The sequence below is a fragment of the Colwellia sp. M166 genome (genome assembly GCF_024585285.1).
Taxonomy (GTDB): Bacteria; Pseudomonadota; Gammaproteobacteria; order Enterobacterales; family Alteromonadaceae; genus Cognaticolwellia.
On record NZ_CP040755.1, the window covers coordinates 3,974,260 to 3,993,189 of the forward strand.

Below are 18,930 nucleotides of genomic sequence, written 5' to 3' on the forward strand. Positions count from 1 at the left end.
GACTACTTGTAGATTACGTTTACGTCAACGTCTTCTGTCGATATCGTCAGTCAAATTGCGCTTAAACAAATATTATCGGTAAATAATGCAATACAAGATAGTATTTAACACGAAAATATCTATAATGTTTGATGTTATCAAACAGGTGTTTGAAAATCAAACGAGTGTTTGAATTTTTCATAAAAATAGAATGATGGGAGATGTTATGGAACGCGAATCAATGGAATTTGACGTTGTAATTGTTGGAGCCGGTCCTGCAGGCCTGTCAACTGCTTGTCAATTAATGAAGTTAGCACAAGAAAAAGAACAAGAACTCATGGTTTGTGTCGTTGAGAAAGGCTCTGAAGTTGGTGCCCATATTCTTTCGGGGGCAGTTTTTGAGCCACGAGCATTAAATGAGTTATTTCCTGACTGGAAAGAAAAAGGTGCTCCTTTGAATACCGCCGTTACTGGTGATGATATTTATTTGTTTAATGGCGAAGAAAGTGCGGTTAAATTACCGGGCTTTGGTGTGCCTAAAACCATGCATAATGAAGGTAACTACATTGTGAGCATGGGTAATGTTTGCCGTTGGTTAGCTGAACAGGCTGAGCAATTAGGCGTAGAAATTTTTCCAGGCTTTCCAGCCCATGACATTATTTATAATGACGATGGCAGTGTTGGTGGCGTTATTACTGGTGATATGGGCTTAGACGCAGAAGGTAATCAAAAAGATTCTTTTATGCCTGGTATGGAATTAAAAGCTAAATATACGGTTTTTGCTGAGGGCTGTCGTGGCCACTTAGGTAAAGAGCTTATTGCTAAGTTTGCCTTAGATGCTGATAAATCACCGCAACACTACGGTCTAGGCTTTAAAGAAATTTGGGATATTGACCCGGCAAAGCATCAAGAAGGTTTAGTGGTTCACTCTGCGGGTTGGCCGTTAGAGAAAGATACAACTGGTGGTGGTTACTTATATCACGCAGAAAATAATCAAGTATTTGTTGGCTTAATTGTTGACTTAAACTATAGCAATCCACATTTGAGCCCGTTTGATGAGTTTCAACGCTATAAACATCATCCAAAAATTGCCCAATATTTAGAAGGTGGCAAGCGCGTATCTTATGGCGCAAGAGCTATGGCGAAAGGCGGCTTTAATTCGTTACCTAAAATGACCATGCCTGGTGCGGTATTAGTGGGTTGCGACGCGGGTACCATTAACTTTGCAAAAATCAAAGGTAACCATACCGCAATGAAGTCCGGAATGTTAGCAGCAGAGTCGATATTTGAAGCCTTAGCTGCAGGAGACGAAGGTGCTAAAGATCTTACAAGCTTCACCGAGAAGTACCAAAACTCTTGGTTGTATGATGAGCTTTATAATACCCGTAACTTTGGCCCTGCTATGCATAAGTTTGGTACCTTTTTAGGTGGGGCTTATAATACTATTGATCAAAATTTCTTTGGCGGAAAATTACCATTTAATTTTAAAGATGAAAGCTTAGATCATGAGCAATTGAAGCTTGCAAAAGATGTTCCGGTGATTAATTATCCAAAACCTGATAATAAATTGAGTTTTGATAAACTGTCATCAGTATTTTTATCAAACACCAATCATGAAGAAGAACAGCCATGTCATTTGAAGTTAGCTGATAGCAGTATCCCAATTAGTGTTAATTTAACTAAATATAATGAGCCTGCTCAGCGTTATTGTCCAGCAGGGGTATATGAAGTTGAAAGTACACCAGAGGGAGATAAGTTTGTTATTAACTCGCAAAACTGTGTGCATTGTAAAACTTGTGACATAAAAGATCCAAGTCAAAACATTACTTGGGTGACACCAGAGGGGACCGGCGGTCCTAATTATCCTAATATGTAGTTAAAATAGAAAAAGCCTGCAGTTGCAGGCTTTTTTATAGCGATGAAATGAGTAAATAAACGATTAATTAGTTTCAATTAAGTTGAATTCTGCTAAGGCCGGGATTTCCATTTGCAGCTTGTTCTCTATAGCATTTAGTTTGACCAAGCTTGCACAAATTACCTCTGCCTTTATTTCTAAAGCATTAGCTTGCTTACTAATATCGAGCTTGAGATCATTTCCCATTGTTTCAATGCGTTGATCAAAAGTTTCAACACGTTGCTCTGTACTTTGCTCTTCACGATGAGTCATTGCTTCACCGACCGCAACGAGAATTGAACCTACAGAATCGGAAACAATCGCTTCGATCTCTTTTTCAAATTCACCAGCAAAAATTTCGTCAAAATCGTCAAAATCTTGCGGTGCAATGTAATAACTTTCATCACTATGATTGAATCGTGAACGTAGTCGCCATTTCATTTCATCAAATTTTTCTTGGAACTGCTGATGTGAGGCGCTATTTTCGCCCGTTAAGCTACTAATGACTTTATTCACCGCTTTAAGTCCAAGTTCGACACCTTCAATGGCAATAGAAACAATCGCGGGTACCTGTGATCTAATGCCACTAGCGTATTCACTTAACTGAACTTTTTGCTCGTTACTAAGCTGAATTTCACGACCATGAACAAAAAGTTGGTGTTGACCATTAATTTGTACATAAGTTTGACCGTGATTAACAATGCGTACATGAGCAGGGTCAATAATTACAGCATAATTGAAATTAATATCACATTGTTGAGCGTTTACTACGCCAACACACAAACAGAAAATTAATAGGCTGCGGGCAATCAATGCCATAGCAAAACTCCATACTATTTCAGGGTTTCAGTGGCGACTTTTATGTCGAAACAATTGGGTCTATATGAACTTTTCGTTCTTTATAAGCGAATCGACTTGGGCCATATTCTCGGCGAGTTCTTTCATGAAACTCGCCAATGGTTACTTGCACGCCATGGTACACTTTTTCGTTTGCTTCAACATAAACGCTTGTCATGTACTCTTGTAATGTGGCTTCAAGAGCCTCTTTTTCAAAGAGTAATTTTCCCATGCTTTTAGCGTGATGTTGATAGGTTGACATTACCTTTGCTAACATTTTAGGATTGGCTTTATCTTTAGGTAGCTTTTTTAATTTCTCTGCGGCAAGCTTTAACTCTGATGCTTTGTCCGACTCAGTTTTTACCGTCAGATCTAGATCCGCCATTTGTTTGAGGTAATCATTAATTTTGTCTTCAAAGGTAATGAATGTCATGCTACCCGCAGTGGCGCCAACGGTACCCGCTCGAACGGATTCACCGACACGAATATAGCCAGCAATGAGTTTACCATTGGCTTTCGCTTCACTGCCAAGCCATAAGGTTTTAGCAACTTTGACGATATTGTGCATCATTTGGTTTTCAATACGTAATGAGTCACAGGAAATTTCAGCATATTGACTGTATTTAGCAAACACTTTACCGCCAGCTTTGATATTGGCGCTCATCGATATTTCAGAAACGTCAATACCTTCAACTTCTTGTTTTTTTCCTATAATACCGGTGCCTATGGTAATGTCACCGCCGGCATCTAAGGACGCAGACTCAACAAAACCGCCGATGGAAATATCACCGGTGGCAAAAACCTTCATACCCTCACAAACATCACCGTCAATAATAACGCTGCCTTCAAATTTTACATGACCAGTGCTGACATCAACATTTTTCATTTGATAAATACTGTCAACTTCCATGCCGTTTTCGATAATACGAGGTAGGCCGACTTTAGTGGAAACTAAAATACTATTATTTTTCGGGCTTAAACTGGTTCCTTCACCGACATGTATGTTGATATCCTCACCCGGCTTAGGTGTTAATATTTCACCGGTAACGGTATACCCTTGAATACCATCCGTCAGCGGGATCTTCTTAGCCAGAGGATCACCTACTTTCACACAGATAATATCGCCAAGATCGCGCATGTCGACACTACCATCTTCACGCTTTTTCGGTTTTAAAATCCTATCTTGTGCGCTCTCAACCAAGAGCTTGATGCGGGAATCTTTACCATCTATTGGTAATTTCCCATGCGCTATTTCACTTTTAACGATTGAGCCCGCGGGCTCTTTGGCGGCTTGCTTGGCAAGTTTTATTAATTGTTCTTTACTGAAACCTTTACAAACATTGGCAGCTTGAGCGGCATTTAATATGGCTTTTGCGCTCATATGTTGGCCACCTAATGCGGTTGATATTTCAGCCGATGCTGACATGTTGTCTTGTTCAATTGAAATTGAAATGCTTGCATCACGTCGCTCAAGTATTTGATATGTTATTTCGCGGCCAGGTTGGTTTTCTGACAAAGTTTTAAGAACACTATTTAGTTCTGCTATGGCACTTTTGATATTGCCACTATCAACATATAAATTACTATACTCCGAGCTTTCGATTAATTCGTTAATATTAACTTCTGTTAACGGCGTCTTTGTTTTTACTGGAGACAGCACTAAATCGATATTATTTTTATCGTTACTGACTAAACTTGCCTTGCTCACACTTTATAACTCCACTATTTTACCAAGTTCAGGGGTTTAGAGGTAACTCTCTTGATGAACTTTGATAAAACTTGCTGTACCGACTTTTGAATAATCAAGTTTATATTCTTTATTATCCAAAGCCTGAATAAACACTAAGGTTTTTTCTTCACCAAAGACTTCCGAGGCGCTAACATCAACAACTTCTTGGTAGGCTTTTTTTGCCTCAGCTCGTTTTTGGGGCATGTCACCCTTATATAAACCTATACCTGCGTGGCTCACTATAGCAACGGGATGGTTACCATTAATCACGAGTAGATCAAACTTTCTATTTTTATGAATGATGGTATTACGACCGCTGGTTATAAAATTTTTATCGTTCAAAGCATTCTCCTTTTGAGAATCAGTTACTTGCAGCTTTTAATTATAACGGTTAAAAGTACGTTTTCATTTATATAAAAGCAAATATTGAAATTAATAACTTATTATTTCGTACGAGTACAAGGTAAGCCATTATTTTTAGTTACCTTTAAATATATAAAGATTTGAATTACTAAGCAATATAAAACCGTACTGTTGTTTTAATATTGTATTTTAATTAGCTAACTCGCTCATAGTTCGGACATTCTTTACTATTTATTAACATTCTTCGAATTAAATCTAAGCCTCGAGCCGCCACTACTTGTTGAAATTGTAGCCTTGTTCGCGGAATATAATGATATTTTGCCTGTAAGGTTTTTTTAGTGCCCCAGGCGATCCAGACAGAGCCGACAGGTTTATCTGCTGTGCCACCATCCGGTCCAGCTATACCAGAGACAGCAATAACATAGTCAGCGGCAGATTTTTCCAGTGCGCCATTAGCCATAGCCAATACGGTTGCTTTGCTAACGGCTCCATGATTAGCTAATGTTGCGCTAGGAACATCGAGCATTTTACTTTTCATTTCATTCGAATAGGTAACATAGCCGGCCTCAAATATCGCTGAGGAACCTGCTATTGCGGTGATTTGGCTTGCGATTAAACCACCAGTACAAGACTCTGCTACAGTAATTTTTTGCTTTGATTTAATCAGTAATGGCACCAGATATTCAGCGAGGGTGTTTTTATCACTTTCACCGGTCTGGAGGATATGATCACCGAGTAATTGACTGATGGCTTGTAGACTTGATGTTAGGTTTTTTTTTCCTTGTGAGTTTAGTGGGGTTAATTTTATTTCCAGCAAGGGCATGGCAGCACGAAAACCGATAGCCACTTCTTTAGGCCAATCGGGTAAGTTGTCATCAATCAGTGCTTGTAATGTTGATTCACCAACGCCAAAGGTTTGTAAACGGGCAATAGAGGGCTTAATTGCATTAGGAAAACGTAGTTGCAAGTTAGGAATAATCTCATCTTTTAACATCTGAGCTAATTCACTCGGTACTCCCGGTGTACAAAGGATGAGGCACTTGCCGAGTGTGATGCTAAAGCCAACAGCACTACCAGTGGTGTTGGCAATTATTTTACAACCCTTAGGGAGATAAGCTTGTTTTAAATTAGGCTCATTGAGTATGATGTTTCGTCTTGCTGCCCATTTTTTTAGATGTGAGTGCGCTTGTGGTTGAAGTTGTAAATCAACACCGCAGGCTTGAGCTAAGGCTGGAGATGTTAGGTCATCAATCGTAGGGCCTAGTCCGCCATTAATAATCAACAGATCAGCGGTTTGGCTAAGTTGGACTATTTCTGAGCATAACTGCTCAGAGTCATCACCAATAGTGATTTTTTTGTTGATACTTAAACCAATGTTATTGAGTTGCTCGGCAAACATGAGTGAATTGGTATCGATAATATCACCATTCATTAATTCGTTGCCCGTCAACAATAAGTTCACTTGCGTGTCCATGTTACTCCAAAATTTAATTACACTGTTGTTTTATGTTAACGAAAAATTGTCATGATTGCTCGGCAAGTTTAGTTAAATTTTTTATAATGATTTAAACCTTTTGAAGATTAAAGCTCACTTAGTTATTACATAGTAAATTATTAAATTTAAGGGAATACTATGTTTACTTCAATTATAAAAACTTTTCTGATCACATGTTTTATTATGCTATTGGGTACTAATACTGATAGTCAAAAAGATAGAGATAATGTCGTCATTGATATGCAACAGTCATCAATGGGGTAACTGTAGAAACTCGTTATAGAGAACGGGAAAGCTAGAAGCGTAATCAACCCGCAAAGTTGAATATATGATTATGGTGTCGAAAAGTGTTTCTTTATTGGCAATTAACCTTGCTAATAGCTCGATTAAAGCAAATGGCTGAGTAAATAATAGTAAGTTAACGGCAGTATTAACATTAATTACAGTGATTTATCCGCTGATCTAAAACAGGTTGATCTTGAAACGGTTAACGGTAGTATTAAGCTGTCAGTAGCTAATTCATTTAATGCCAGTGTTGAAGCAGAAAAATGCATGGTAGTATTAAAACTGATTTTGGCTTAATTTTGGCTTAGTGGCAGCAAAGAATTTATTTACTGGCCGTCATCTATCAGGGAAAATAGGCCATAGTGATGTAAATGTTAAATTAGCGAGTGTTAATGGCTGCATCAAAATTTTGCGTTATTAAATATCTACTTTAGCGTTAGCAGGGTTTAGGCTCTGTGCAATAAACTTCAAGGTAAGCGTACTATCAATCATAACGGCGAGTTAATTTGACTCAGCTTTATAACTCTTCATCAGACTCAAATATTTGCACTATGATGAGTACAGAAACAAATGAACTGAGTGAGCAATTGATCCCGATTAGAACAACAAGGCTGTCGCCGGTATTGCTATTTTCTTTATTTGCCATTTTATTCATCGGCAATAATACTTTGCAGGCGGAAGAATATATTATTGGTGTGGAAGATGTGAGTTATTATCCTTTTTATGACTTCTCTGCGAAGGATCTTGAGCAAGACAGTTTTAGTAAAGCATTATTGAGTAGTTTTTTTCGTTATCGAGGTTATCAATTTAAATTTGTCGCATTACCGCTGAAGCGTTTTGATAAATGGTATTTAGAAGAAGCGATAGATTTTAAGTTTCCTGACAATGTACGTTGGCAAACAGAGCAATTAAAAGACCTAAATATTATCTATAGTAGACCTGTGTTACAGTTAACTGCTGGCAGTTATGTGTTGAAAAAAAACCAAAACCTACCTCGTGCAGCGATTAAAAGACTCGGGACAATTTTGGGCTTCATACCAACGCTTTGGTACGACAGAATTGAAAATAATACCCTTGAGCTAGTTGAAGCTTCCTCCTCGTACAGTCTGATCAAGCACTTGTTACACGGTAATGTTGAGGCGGTTAATATTGATAAAAATGTCATTGATTATAACCTAGCGCTATTTCTAAAAAACAGTGATGACGTAGTATTGAATGAACACACGAAGCATGAGCGGTATGCTTTTCACCTTTCAACTATTTTTCATCCTGAGATTATGCTTGAATTTGATCAATTCTTACGTACTCATAATCAACTAGTGACAGAGATGAAACAAAAATATGGTATTATTGAAGCATCGGAAAACCATTAGTTTTATCATAAATAAGTAGAAATTTTATAAAATGAGCCGAAATATTCAATCTTATCACCGAACACTGCTGTTTGGTAAATGGTATCGCAGTGATCAAGATGAAGCTGGACAGGTATTCACTGAATTTGCTGAAATGTCAGCGGATGGTCGTTACGAGTTTACCTTTATTGAACATGATGAAAGTGGCAATATTTTAGCACAATCTGTTGAGTCGGGAGATTGGGGTTTAGTTGGAGATATTCACTTTACCATCAGTAAAAGTGAATTTATACATGATAAACACTATGCTGCCGATCTTGAGCATGATGATAATTACCATGCTTATCGGGTACTGACGCTAAATAGCCAAATTTTTGAATATCAGCATGTCTTGAGCAATGAAATGTTTATCCTACGCCGAGTTGTTGATAATATCGCTCTTAGTTAAGATAATTGCATCACTATCGGTTCCTTATTATCTGTTTCCATACATCATTTTTTGAGAGTTCGAATGAAAGAAATTAAATCCGCCAGTCTGATTACGGCAATTAAAACACCATTTAACATTAAAGGTGATATAGATTTTAATACTTATGATCAACTAGTCGCTGAACAAATCAAAGCGGGTGTTGATGGTATTGTGGTTGGTGGTACAACTGGCGAGGGGCACCTGCTGACGTGGGAAGAGCATTTAATCCTTATCGCCCATAGTGTGCACAAACATGGTAACGATTTACTGATTATCGGTAATACCGGCAGTAATAATACCCGAGAAGCGATTAAAGCCACACAATATGGCTTTGCCGCGGGAATGGATGCGACACTACAAATTAACCCTTATTATGGTCGTAGTTCATTTGCTGGCGTAACCGAACACTTTCATAAAGTACTCGATATTGGGCCAGGTATTATCTATAACGTACCTGGGCGTACCGGACAGGATTTAACCCCTGAGCTAATTGAACCTTTATCAAAACATGATAACTTTATTGGTGTTAAAGAATGTACCGGTAATGAACGTATTGCTTATTATGAGCAACGAGGAATTGCTTGTTGGTCAGGTAATGATGATGAAAGTGCTGCAGGGCGTCATACTCATGGTTCACATGGTGTTATTTCAGTGACATCTAATATTGCACCTAGTTTAATGCGCCAACTCATGGATGCGCCTAATGAAAGTCTTCAGCAACGAATGCAGCCATTAATGAACTGGTTGTTTTGCGAGCCTAACCCTATTGCTATTAATACCGCATTAATGATGACAGGTGCTGTTGCACCTATTTTTAGAATGCCTTATAAAGCTTTAACATTAGAGCAACGTAAACAAGGGGTAGCGCTATTGGCAGAGTTATCATTAGCTGAAAGAGTGGGTAATGAACCGAGTTTAATGGCAGATGATGATTTTCAATATTGTTATTAACTGAATCATATTGTTAATGTTTTATAAAAGTGAGCGTAAGCTCACTTTTTTTGTCCAAAAATAACTACTGCTAAGCTTTACTGAGCTAAATTCGACAGTTGAGGGCGCATTGCTTCTGGCAGAGCAATGCAGCGTTCAAGCTGATGAATAGGGCAGGTAAAGTTAAGTGCTACAGCACAAAGCTGCAGATCAGCTAATGACTGTTGTACACCATGTAACCGATCACCGACTACCGGCAAACCTATACTGGCAGCATGAATACGTATCTGGTGTTTACGGCCAGATTCTATATTAACCTTTAATAACGATAAATCTCGTTTCTCATCATAGGCCATATGTGAAAAATGACTACAAGCTGGCTTACCATCGATAGCCAATGCAACCGTTTCAGGTTGTGTTCGTTGTTGCAGGTTACCGTGAACAATAATATGGTAGGTTTTTTCTAATTGATGTTGCTCAAACATTTGACTTAATGCTCGTGCTGCTTTTTTACTGTGGGCAACTAAAATTAACCCTGTAGCCGCTCGGTCGAGTCGATGTACAGGAAAAACCGCTCGCTCAGGCGTTAAGTTTTTCTGTGCCCAGCGCGTAATAGTACAATGATCACTCCATTTCGAACCCTGCGATAAAATACCGTAGGGTTTATACCAAACACTGTAATCATTTACATCAGCTATTAACGTGGCCGGCGTTGGTACTTGAGACAACACATTTTCGTCATAATAAAAGTGCAGTTTGTCACCGATGTTTAAGGTTTTTTTTAAGCGTCGACAGCGCTGAGTAGCTTTACCTCGGCTATGCCATAAGGCGCCTTTATCAATAGATTTTTTGATTTCACCAACACTTAAATCGCATTGAATTTGCAGTGCTTGCACGATAGTTATCGGGCGATCGATGTTGATATGGCATTCAAATTTTTTCAAAATAATTCAACTCAATAATTTATTACTATTAGTTTAACAAATTTATGACGAGAATTGATCTCACCAGCATAACTTCTGGTGTTAGTGAAAAAATATCGTGAGTAAAAAGCGAAATTGCTTTGATTTAATCGAATCGGACGTGGTTTTTAAGTGCATAGAACGATAAAATAGCGATTAATAGCAAATACAAAATGAGAGTATCAAATGCAACGCGATGAAGAATTATTTCCTTTAGACAATGTTGGTAACGCTTTATGGCAAATGCTTGAAGCTGGCGATGATTTAACTATTGAAAGAGAATTTGAATTCTCGGTTATTTTTGCCGATCAAGAGCAGGCGTTAAAATTCGGTCAGTTGTTATTAGAAAACAATCAAAAGCTTTCATTTTGTCCTTACCAAGGTGACGATGCTTTTCCATGGGAGATTACGGCATATCCATTTATGTCAGCAAGTTATGAAAATATTGCCGCTTATCAAGAGTTATTAACGACAAGTGTGGCACCATTTTCAGGTAATTATGATGGTTGGTACTGTCTTGATTCTAGTAAATAAGCGAGCTTTTAAGGTGACAAATAAATCAGGGCAAAAGCATGGATGAACAGCAGTTTAAGCGTTTAAAAACAGTCAGTGCTAAATCATTTAATGCTCAAAAAGCGTTGATAAAAAAAGTTTTGGCAGGACGAGATATACCATGTCAGCAGTGCGGTACATCGATTAGAGTTGTTTTACCAGAAGATAAAAAACCTACCGGTCTGTACTGCGCAAAAGGCTGTACTAATATAGCCTTAGATTTTGTTTTATAAGAGGTTATGTAACCTGAATTTAACTTTTAGGCTCTGTTATGCTGATACTCAGAGCCTTTAGCTTTTGAACCTAATCTTAAGCTCGAAAATGATAACTTATAAAAAAGTTGAGATATCTTGCAAACTTTTTTTAGTTGATGCGTGATGTGGCACAGTAGCATCATCACTTGGATAGCCTGCAATAAGTAACATGTAAGGGCGGCTATTATCGTCACGGCCACAAATTTTACTTAAAAAAGACATCGGTTTTGGTGTATGGGTTAAAGTAACTAAGCCACTTGAATGCAAGGCATTAATGAGAAATCCTGTGGCAATACCAACGGATTCATGCACGTAATAATTGGTGTTTTTATCTTCGATATCGGTACCGCCTTTTTTCTCACTAAATATCGCAATTAGCCAAGGCGCATGTTCTAAGTAGGGTTTGTTAGCGTCTGTGCCTAATGGCTTTAAAGCGTCTAACCACTCTTCACCTGCACGACCCTGATAGAAATTACTTTCGTGAGTTTCCGCTTGTTGACGTATTTGCTTTTTAACCTCTTGATCACTAATAGCAACAAAGTGCCAAGGTTGATGATTTGCTCCGTTCGGTGCTGTGCCTGCTGCTTTAATACAGTTTTCAATTATTTCTTTAGCGACAGGGCGGTCACTAAAGCTTCGAATACTATGACGACGTTTAATATTGTTATAAAAATCGGCTGAACGCTTAAGCATTTCTTCGCTAGGGTATTCAATATAATCGCTTAAAGGTGATGCGTCATGAGCTTGCATGGGGAGATCCTATTATTATTTTATTGTTTATAGAATATCGATAAAAGCATTAAAATCAAGCTTATCATTGTATGCAACCGGTTAAATAGCCTAAATAATTGTATGAATATTGATGAGGATAGTGAGTGAAGTTTTTAGGCGTTTATAGATTGAACTATAGAGCCAGTAAATCGATAATATAATGCTGTTATGAGTAAAGCCAATTAGCGATAACCAATATCACTAAGTAAAGGTGAGCTTGCTATAAATGAGCAGGTAACGACTCATATGGCGTTAGTAACGTAAATGCTCTTGTTGATGTAAATATTTTTGATATTGCTTTAAACCTATTTTTCGGCGAGTTATTTCAGCAAAATAAATACCAATCATAAGTGATAAAAACATAATTGAAATAATGAGTATGATATAAATTTCTTGAAAATAAGCAGAACTTAATGTTACAAGCAAAGCACCAAAAACGCAGTAACTTAGCACTATTCTTAGCCATAAAATGGTGAGTATAAATAAACTTTCGAATTGAATAGTCGCTTTCACAATATGCACGCTGATCACAGTCACTAAGATGACTAATTAGTATAATATAGAAAATAAGCATACATAAGTTTATTTTCTATTCGAAATCGATATAAGAAAGAGTCTTAATGTCTATTCGGTCAATGTTGTTGCTGAACCGGTGAAGAGATACTGCTGGCAAAATTTTAGTCGTGCTCCTAATAAGATATTGTCACACAACGATATTAAAGACCTTATTTTCTAGTGCAAGTTTAAACAGCATTTCTAAATTTTTAGTTGATAATGTTTCAAATATTACAAGGTTCATGAGCAATGCTTTTGTTGTAGGCATATTTTATTATTTAGATTTATTTTTTAACATCTACGGGATTTATTTTCCTTTTTTAAGCACTCAACATACCATGATTTAAAGTGACATAGCTTGCAGTAGCGCTATCGAATGAAAGGCAACAACTCACCGTTACAATATAACAACAATTTAACCTGCTTCGAGCTCTTGCATCTACATTAGTTAAGCTTGATAGTGAAAGGCTAACTTTACTATGATGATAATCTTGATTTTTATGCCTTTTCTTTATGCCTTTGCCAATAAAAATAAGTACACACTGTATGGTGTTCTCGCCATTTTGTTGTGGAGCACTATAACTGCTTTTATTCGCGATTTGTCTGAGTTATTTAGCCCTATTGGCGGTGCAGCTATGATGTACAGCGTTAGCGCTATATTTTTAATGTCGGTTATGGGCATACCTAAAATAAAGAGCTATCCAAAGCGTTATTTAATGATTGGTGGTGGCTTATTTGTTGCCTATGAAATTTGCTTAGCGCTTTCTTTAGGCATGGCGAATAGCCGACATCAAGCAATGGAAATGGCGATTATTAATTATTTATGGCCGGCATTAACTATTCTGTTGAGCGTGCTAATAAGCGCTAAAAAAGTCAACATTTTAGTTTATCCGAGTATATTGTTAGCCTTTACAGGTGTGGCTTGGTGTATTGCTGGTGAGCAAGGTATTTCATTAGATATTTTACTGAGCAACATCTCTGACAATCCTTTAACGTATTTTATGGCTTTTTCTGCAGCAATAATTTGGGCCATTTATTGTGTCGTGACACAAAGAATTAGCAATGGCAAAAACGCAACAACACTTTTTTTTAGCGCCACGGCTACCGCGTTGTGGGTGCAGTACTTTTTTAGTAACGAGCCTAGCTTACATTTCACGTTACTATCAACGTTAACATTATTACTTGCCGGTATTGTGATTGGCGCAGGTTATGCGCTGTGGAATCAAGCGATGATCGGTGGAGATATTATTCTATTAGGTACGCTGTCTTATTTTACACCTGTATTTTCTACGCTTTTTGCTTCGTTATATTTATCGATTTCACTCACTGGATCATTTTGGCAGGGCGTTGCACTAGTCACTTTAGGCTCGTTGATATGCTTTTTAGTCACAAGAAGGAAAAATTAGCAGGACATATATGGACGCTTCCTTGATGTCAACCCAAGTGAATACGAAAACATAACAAAACGGGCTTATGTTTTTGATTACTGAGCATTACTCTTTTCATACTTTTGTTCATGATGACAGGCGCTTTCGCTTGCTTAAAGCAAACTGTACTGACATATATTCGAGCTATGGTTTGTTATCCATGCTCCAGATAAGTTGCGAACTAGAAATACCTTAAAACATTGTTCACCCAAACGTGATAGATACACTTGTCCTCTCACAGGCTTTGTTCTAGTTGGCTAGTGCCTTTTTTTTTCATCTTATCAACAACAGTCTTGAAAAGTTTTCTGGATAAATTAAGTCCCCTCTAGCAGCCTAAACACCCACACAGACTCATGGCCTTTGTCCTGCACAGGCTTACTAGAGGGTAAAACGGGTCGTCAATCATGTGATTACCTTAACCGGTTGAGGCGTGTAATGGCATTGCTTTTGTAACAATGTCCACATGATGCGTGCTAACTTGTGCGCAGTGGCAACCGCGGTACAATTGAACGGTTTTCGTGCACTTAACTGGGTTATCCACACACTCAATGCATCGTGTTTCTTTCTGGCATGAACGATGATGGCACGCGCACCATGGATAAGCTGTTTACGCAGGTATTGGTCTCCACGTTTACTGATGCCGCCCATCACGCTTTTATTGCCTGAGGCAAATTGTTTGGGTGTAATGCCTAGCCAAACAGCAAAGTCGCGTGCACTGGTGAAGGCTTGTCCACTGCCTATAGAGGCAATAAAGGCAGAAGCATTGAGGTAACCAATGCCAGGGATACTCAATAGTATTTGCCCTAATGAATTGGCTTCAATGTCAGTTTTTAATTGTTTTTCAATCGCTTTAATACGTAGGTTTAAGGTTTTGAATTCTTGATAAACATCGTTAACTAACCTCAGCTCGGGATAAGAATTAATTAAATTGAACTAAGTGCCCGTTCCACGATCCGATCTTTCGACCAAGAAAAAACAGAAAGATAATAAGGAACGGGCATGAATAAACTAGTTGAAATATTCTGTGATGTCGATGATTTTTGTCGCGTATTTATCCCACAATGGGAGAAACAATTAATTGCTGATGGAAGTATCAAGCGAAATCGTCCATGCCGTATGGCTATGAGTGAGATAATCACTATATTAATTGCTTTTCATACATCAAATCATCGCGACTTTAAAAATTATTATAAAGGTTATATTGCTAAGTTTTATCGTTCACATTTCCCTAGCTTATTGAGCTACACTCGATTTTTAGAAGTGATGCCTAAAGCGGTCGTTCCACTTTCTAGCTACTTTTCAATACTTAAAGGTGAGTCTACAGGTATTGAGTTTATTGACTCTACAAGCATAAAAGTATGCCATAACTTAAGAATTCCTAGACATAAAACATTTGACGGTATAGCCGAACGGGGCAAAGGAACAATGGGTTGGTTTTATGGGTTCAAACTACATTTAGTCACTAACTTTAGAGGTGAAATAGTTGAGGCTAAATTAACTACTGGCAATGTTCACGACACAAAGCCCGTATTAGCCTTAGCTAAAAACTTAAAAGGGAAGTTATATGCAGATAAAGGCTATATAAGCAAAAAAATTAACAGTTGGTTTGAAGGAAAAAGGAGTTGATTTGATAACAACCGTGCGCCGTAATATGAAAGCCAAAGCTATGTCGTTATGGGATAGAGCAATGTTATCTAGACGGTTTATTATTGAAACGATAAATGATCAATTGAAGAATATATCTCAAATAGAGCATTCGCGTCATCGTAGCCCTAATAGTTTTATGTTGAATTTACTGGCAGGTTTAGTGGCTTATTGCCTTAAAGAAAATAAGCCAACCCTTAATATTAGTGACGTAGAGAAGAATGCTATGGTTAGGGCTTAACCCGATCTGAGGTTAACTAGCCACTGAACTGATACCGATAACGTGGTATCAAGTGATAATGCTTGCATACTTTCATTAAAAGCAGGTATGCCTAACGGGAAAACAAGGCCAATGTCAGCTAATAAACCACGTAGTTGATTAGTGACCGCTGTACGTGTTTTAAGTAACCTTTCTCGCAAGCGATGTAGCATTAACGTTTCTTGCTGAGTTTGGGTTTTGATGGGGACAAACCGAATGAAAGGTCGCCTACTTGCTTCGAATATGGCCAGTGTATCGTTACTGTCATTCTTGTTTCCTCGCACAAAAGGTGTCACGTGTTGCGCAGGAATTAAGTGCACAGTGTGACCGATGGATTCAAACAACCGGCCCCAATAATGAGAAGAATAACAGGCCTCCATCACAACACGACATGGGGGTTGCATTTGCATAAAATGCTTCAGTTGAGCGCGGTTCAAGCGCTTATTAAAAACGCCTTTATTAGCCTCAGTAAACCCCATGAGTTGAAAAACGTTTTTTGCTAAATCAATTGATATTGTGCTAACTTTCATGACGGACGTTCCTTAAATTAACTGATTGTTTTTAACCAGTTTGGCGCATTGACGCCGTAATTGGGAGCGTCCATCTCATCACAGACTAAATTTTGTAGCATATCGGTGAATGATGTTAAATTCATTGAGACTAGTTGAAGTGGCATAGTTTCAATGTTACCGCAGTGGTAACGAACTTAATGCAACCTACATATATTTATTTGGATATGTTGAGAATAAGTTTTTCAGTTGAGTTAACTCTTCAATAAATCAGTGTTTAAACGCTCTAAATTAATGTGTCATTGTTGCTTACTATTATCTTGGGTGGCATGATAACTTCTAAGAAATAATGAGCAAACTAAATGAAAAAGTTATTATCGTTAGTATTTACCGTTTTACTCTCCTCCTGCACATCCCAACCTCATGAAAAGACTAATGCTCCTTTTGATGGTGTTAAATTTGATAACATTGAGCCCTTTGTCGATAAAAGTCTACTTGATTTGCTGAAGTGGCAAATGGGGAGTATGAGTGAATCTACTCCTTGGCCAGATGAAATTGACTCTAAGCAATTTAAGCCCTCTACCCAAAGATCAGTCAAGCCAGTTATTACTGTAATCAACCATGCATCAGTGCTTATTCAGGTTGATAATTTAAATATATTAACAGATCCTCAATATTCACTCAGAGCTTCACCGGTTCAATTTGCTGGCCCCAAGAGAGTTGTTAAGCCTGGCATTGCCTTTGATGATTTACCAGCAATTGACATTGTTCTTATTTCTCATAATCATTATGACCATTTAGATCTTGATACGCTCAAGCGCTTAAATGATAGAGATGCCCCAAAATTCGTTGCGGGGTTGAAAACGAAGTCATTTTTAGAAGATAACGGAATTAAAGCGGCTGTCGATCTTGATTGGTGGCAAAGTATAACCGCTAATAAAACTAAGATTACTTTTGTTCCCTCACAACACTGGTCGGCTAGAGGTATATTTGATAAAAGAGAAATGCTTTGGGGTGGTTTCTATATTGAAAATGCTTATAAAATCTACTTTGCAGGGGATACAGGATATGGAAAGTTTTTTAAAATAATTAAAGAGAAGCTTGGTGCACCCGACCTTTCTTTGCTCCCAATTGGCGCTTATGAACCTAGATGGTTCATGAAAGATGCCCACCTTAATCCAAAGGATTCTCTACAAGCATTTAAAGACCTAGACAGTAAAAAGATGATCGGGATTCATTTTGGGACTTTTAAGTTAACAGATGAGGGATACAATGATCCGATTGTGACGCTTAAAGAAGAAATTAAGAAATTAAACTTGGATCCTCTAAAAGTCATTATTCCTACGTTTGGAAAGCCTTATTTAATTTAGATTTTTTAGCAGGATAAATTAACACAAATTAACAGGCCACTCACTCTAAATTGTTGAGTGAACTTTTCAATAAATAAGTGTTTAAATACTCGAAATGAAAGAGCATTGATGTGTCATTGTTGTTGACTATTATCATGGGTGGCATGATAACTTTTTTTCCTTTACATTCTTTGGGTATCCAAAGTCTAATTCATAATTCCGTTTATTCAATTCCGACTACTTTCAACGAACCTGACCCCGCAGGTTATTAACTTAGGCGTGAATTTATCAAAATAAATAGTCCGCTTAGATACGAAAGCGGACATTAAAATAAATATATTTTTGAGCTATATTTAGTGCTCATAAGCTATTGAGCTAACCTGATCTTGATAGTCAACAAAGCCACCAAAGCAGTCATAGACACTTTAAATAAAAGAGGCTGTTGAGACGATCAAATAGTCATACCATTCTTATGCAGCAGGCTAACTTTTGATAATAATCTTCATTCATACTGATTGATACCTAAAGGTTACCATTGACAACTTAGGGTATCACAAGTAACCTACAGGTATCATTTTTGTGTTAATGGAATAAATCAATGAATACTCAAATCATATCGACAGCAATAAACGAACAGATTTTCTTAAAAAGAAATTCACTATTAGGGATATTTGTAGGGTTAATGTTTATATCTTCTCCCTTATACAAATTACTTGAGCCTTTTATTACTCTATATGATTGGTTATACATAACCTTAGGTCTATTAAGTATAGTTTTAGGTATATCTATTGTTTTTACATTATTTAAAACAATAAAATCAATGGGAAATATGGATAGATATACAATATGGTATAGTCATTTTAATGATGAGTATTTTAATCATATTAACAATAAAGGGTTTAAATATTCATTCAATACTTCCTGTGCTTTCCTTGTGTGTTTTTTTCTGTTTTCGGTCATCACTTTCAAAGCTTTTTAGTTAATCTATCCTTTAGTGACTTTGCTGAGTTTACACTTGGGCTGTCATTTATCAGTTATAGCTTACCAATATTACTTCTATTACGAGGCGAAGATGAATAGTCAATTAGATAATAATATTGCGAAATTACGGAGTAAAAGGAAGGTTTCTCAACAGCAACTTGCTGACTTAATTGGCGTGTCTAGAAAAACAATTAGTACAGTCGAAACAGGTCGTTTTACTCCATCAGTTGTTATTGCTCTAAAACTTGCTAGGTATTTCGAAGTTCCTGTAGAGTCAATATTCGCATTAGATGAATAAATAAAGTCCAATAATTTTATTTATGCTTTTAACTTG

General features: G+C 37.4%; 17 protein-coding genes and 3 pseudogenes. 11 read left to right on the forward strand and 9 right to left on the reverse strand.

The window, feature by feature from the left end; all coding sequences use genetic code 11:
• The first annotated feature begins 205 nt into the window (after window positions 1-205).
• On the forward strand, window positions 206-1,855 hold the full coding sequence (locus FGD67_RS17935) for an electron transfer flavoprotein-ubiquinone oxidoreductase (protein ID WP_257172418.1): 1,650 nt from the start codon (window positions 206-208) through the stop codon (window positions 1,853-1,855).
• A gap of 63 nt (window positions 1,856-1,918) precedes the next feature.
• Here FGD67_RS17935 and FGD67_RS17940 read toward each other — a convergent pair whose 3' ends face one another.
• The 4 genes from FGD67_RS17940 to FGD67_RS17955 all read right to left on the reverse strand — a co-directional run bounded on the left by FGD67_RS17940 (window position 1,919) and on the right by FGD67_RS17955 (window position 6,276).
• On the reverse strand, window positions 1,919-2,692 hold the full coding sequence (locus FGD67_RS17940; RefSeq protein ID WP_257172419.1) for a YggN family protein: 774 nt from the start codon (window positions 2,690-2,692) through the stop codon (window positions 1,919-1,921).
• 40 nt (window positions 2,693-2,732) lie between these two features.
• Window positions 2,733-4,418 (reverse strand): DUF342 domain-containing protein, encoded by a 1,686-nt coding sequence (locus FGD67_RS17945; RefSeq protein ID WP_257172420.1) that lies wholly within the window; start codon window positions 4,416-4,418, stop codon window positions 2,733-2,735.
• 36 nt (window positions 4,419-4,454) lie between these two features.
• Window positions 4,455-4,781, reverse strand: a complete 327-nt coding sequence (locus FGD67_RS17950) for a hypothetical protein (RefSeq protein ID WP_257172421.1) — start codon at window positions 4,779-4,781, stop codon at window positions 4,455-4,457.
• 214 nt (window positions 4,782-4,995) lie between these two features.
• Window positions 4,996-6,276 carry a CinA family nicotinamide mononucleotide deamidase-related protein gene (locus FGD67_RS17955; RefSeq protein ID WP_257172422.1) on the reverse strand — a complete coding sequence of 427 codons (1,281 nt, stop codon included), beginning with the start codon at window positions 6,274-6,276 and terminating at the stop codon, window positions 4,996-4,998.
• A 159-nt stretch (window positions 6,277-6,435) separates the two neighbouring features.
• Here FGD67_RS17955 and FGD67_RS17960 point away from each other — a divergent pair, with 159 nt between their 5' ends.
• The 4 genes from FGD67_RS17960 (at window position 6,436) to dapA (ending at window position 9,354) form a co-directional block, all read left to right on the forward strand.
• On the forward strand, window positions 6,436-6,561 hold the full coding sequence (locus tag FGD67_RS17960) for a hypothetical protein (RefSeq protein WP_257172423.1): 126 nt from the start codon (window positions 6,436-6,438) through the stop codon (window positions 6,559-6,561).
• Window positions 6,562-7,133: 572 nt separating this feature from the next.
• On the forward strand, window positions 7,134-7,955 hold the full coding sequence (locus tag FGD67_RS17965; RefSeq protein ID WP_257172424.1) for a hypothetical protein: 822 nt from the start codon (window positions 7,134-7,136) through the stop codon (window positions 7,953-7,955).
• A gap of 31 nt (window positions 7,956-7,986) precedes the next feature.
• Window positions 7,987-8,382, forward strand: coding sequence for a hypothetical protein (locus tag FGD67_RS17970; protein ID WP_257172425.1), 396 nt, complete (start codon window positions 7,987-7,989; stop codon window positions 8,380-8,382).
• A gap of 63 nt (window positions 8,383-8,445) precedes the next feature.
• Window positions 8,446-9,354 (forward strand): 4-hydroxy-tetrahydrodipicolinate synthase, encoded by a 909-nt coding sequence (dapA, locus tag FGD67_RS17975; protein WP_373567794.1) that lies wholly within the window; start codon window positions 8,446-8,448, stop codon window positions 9,352-9,354.
• Between the two features lie 77 nt (window positions 9,355-9,431).
• Here dapA and FGD67_RS17980 read toward each other — a convergent pair whose 3' ends face one another.
• Complete coding sequence (locus FGD67_RS17980) at window positions 9,432-10,277, reverse strand: RluA family pseudouridine synthase (RefSeq protein WP_257172428.1); 846 nt, start codon at window positions 10,275-10,277, stop codon at window positions 9,432-9,434.
• Window positions 10,278-10,481: 204 nt separating this feature from the next.
• On the opposite strand from FGD67_RS17980, the gene FGD67_RS17985 reads away from it, so the two are divergent.
• Window positions 10,482-10,829, forward strand: coding sequence for a ribonuclease E inhibitor RraB (locus FGD67_RS17985; protein ID WP_257172429.1), 348 nt, complete (start codon window positions 10,482-10,484; stop codon window positions 10,827-10,829).
• A gap of 38 nt (window positions 10,830-10,867) precedes the next feature.
• The gene (locus tag FGD67_RS17990; protein WP_257172430.1) at window positions 10,868-11,080 is read left to right on the forward strand and encodes a hypothetical protein; all 213 of its coding nucleotides are present in this window, start codon (window positions 10,868-10,870) and stop codon (window positions 11,078-11,080) included.
• Between the two features lie 96 nt (window positions 11,081-11,176).
• Here FGD67_RS17990 and FGD67_RS17995 read toward each other — a convergent pair whose 3' ends face one another.
• Together FGD67_RS17995 and FGD67_RS18000 are read right to left on the reverse strand one after the other, a co-directional pair.
• The gene (locus tag FGD67_RS17995) at window positions 11,177-11,851 is read right to left on the reverse strand and encodes a nitroreductase family protein (RefSeq protein WP_257172431.1); all 675 of its coding nucleotides are present in this window, start codon (window positions 11,849-11,851) and stop codon (window positions 11,177-11,179) included.
• 273 nt (window positions 11,852-12,124) lie between these two features.
• Window positions 12,125-12,394 carry a hypothetical protein gene (locus FGD67_RS18000; RefSeq protein ID WP_257172432.1) on the reverse strand — a complete coding sequence of 90 codons (270 nt, stop codon included), beginning with the start codon at window positions 12,392-12,394 and terminating at the stop codon, window positions 12,125-12,127.
• 512 nt (window positions 12,395-12,906) lie between these two features.
• Here FGD67_RS18000 and yddG point away from each other — a divergent pair.
• Complete coding sequence (gene yddG, locus FGD67_RS18005) at window positions 12,907-13,833, forward strand: aromatic amino acid DMT transporter YddG (RefSeq protein ID WP_257172433.1); 927 nt, start codon at window positions 12,907-12,909, stop codon at window positions 13,831-13,833.
• A 423-nt stretch (window positions 13,834-14,256) separates the two neighbouring features.
• On the opposite strand, the pseudogene FGD67_RS18010 reads toward yddG, so the two are convergent.
• Window positions 14,257-14,766: pseudogene (locus FGD67_RS18010) on the reverse strand (IS110 family transposase); the annotation flags it as partial.
• 87 nt (window positions 14,767-14,853) lie between these two features.
• On the opposite strand from FGD67_RS18010, the pseudogene FGD67_RS18015 reads away from it, so the two are divergent.
• A pseudogene (locus FGD67_RS18015) lies at window positions 14,854-15,739 on the forward strand (IS982 family transposase).
• Window positions 15,740-15,842: 103 nt separating this feature from the next.
• Here FGD67_RS18015 and FGD67_RS18020 read toward each other — a convergent pair.
• Window positions 15,843-16,287: pseudogene (locus FGD67_RS18020) on the reverse strand (transposase); the annotation flags it as partial.
• 341 nt (window positions 16,288-16,628) lie between these two features.
• Here FGD67_RS18020 and FGD67_RS18025 point away from each other — a divergent pair.
• Together FGD67_RS18025 and FGD67_RS18030 are read left to right on the forward strand one after the other, a co-directional pair.
• A complete protein-coding gene (locus tag FGD67_RS18025) occupies window positions 16,629-17,636 on the forward strand; it encodes an MBL fold metallo-hydrolase (protein ID WP_257172434.1) in 1,008 nt (335 codons plus the stop codon).
• Window positions 17,637-18,687: 1,051 nt separating this feature from the next.
• The gene (locus FGD67_RS18030) at window positions 18,688-18,894 is read left to right on the forward strand and encodes a helix-turn-helix transcriptional regulator (protein WP_257172028.1); all 207 of its coding nucleotides are present in this window, start codon (window positions 18,688-18,690) and stop codon (window positions 18,892-18,894) included.
• The last annotated feature ends 36 nt before the right edge of the window (window positions 18,895-18,930 follow it).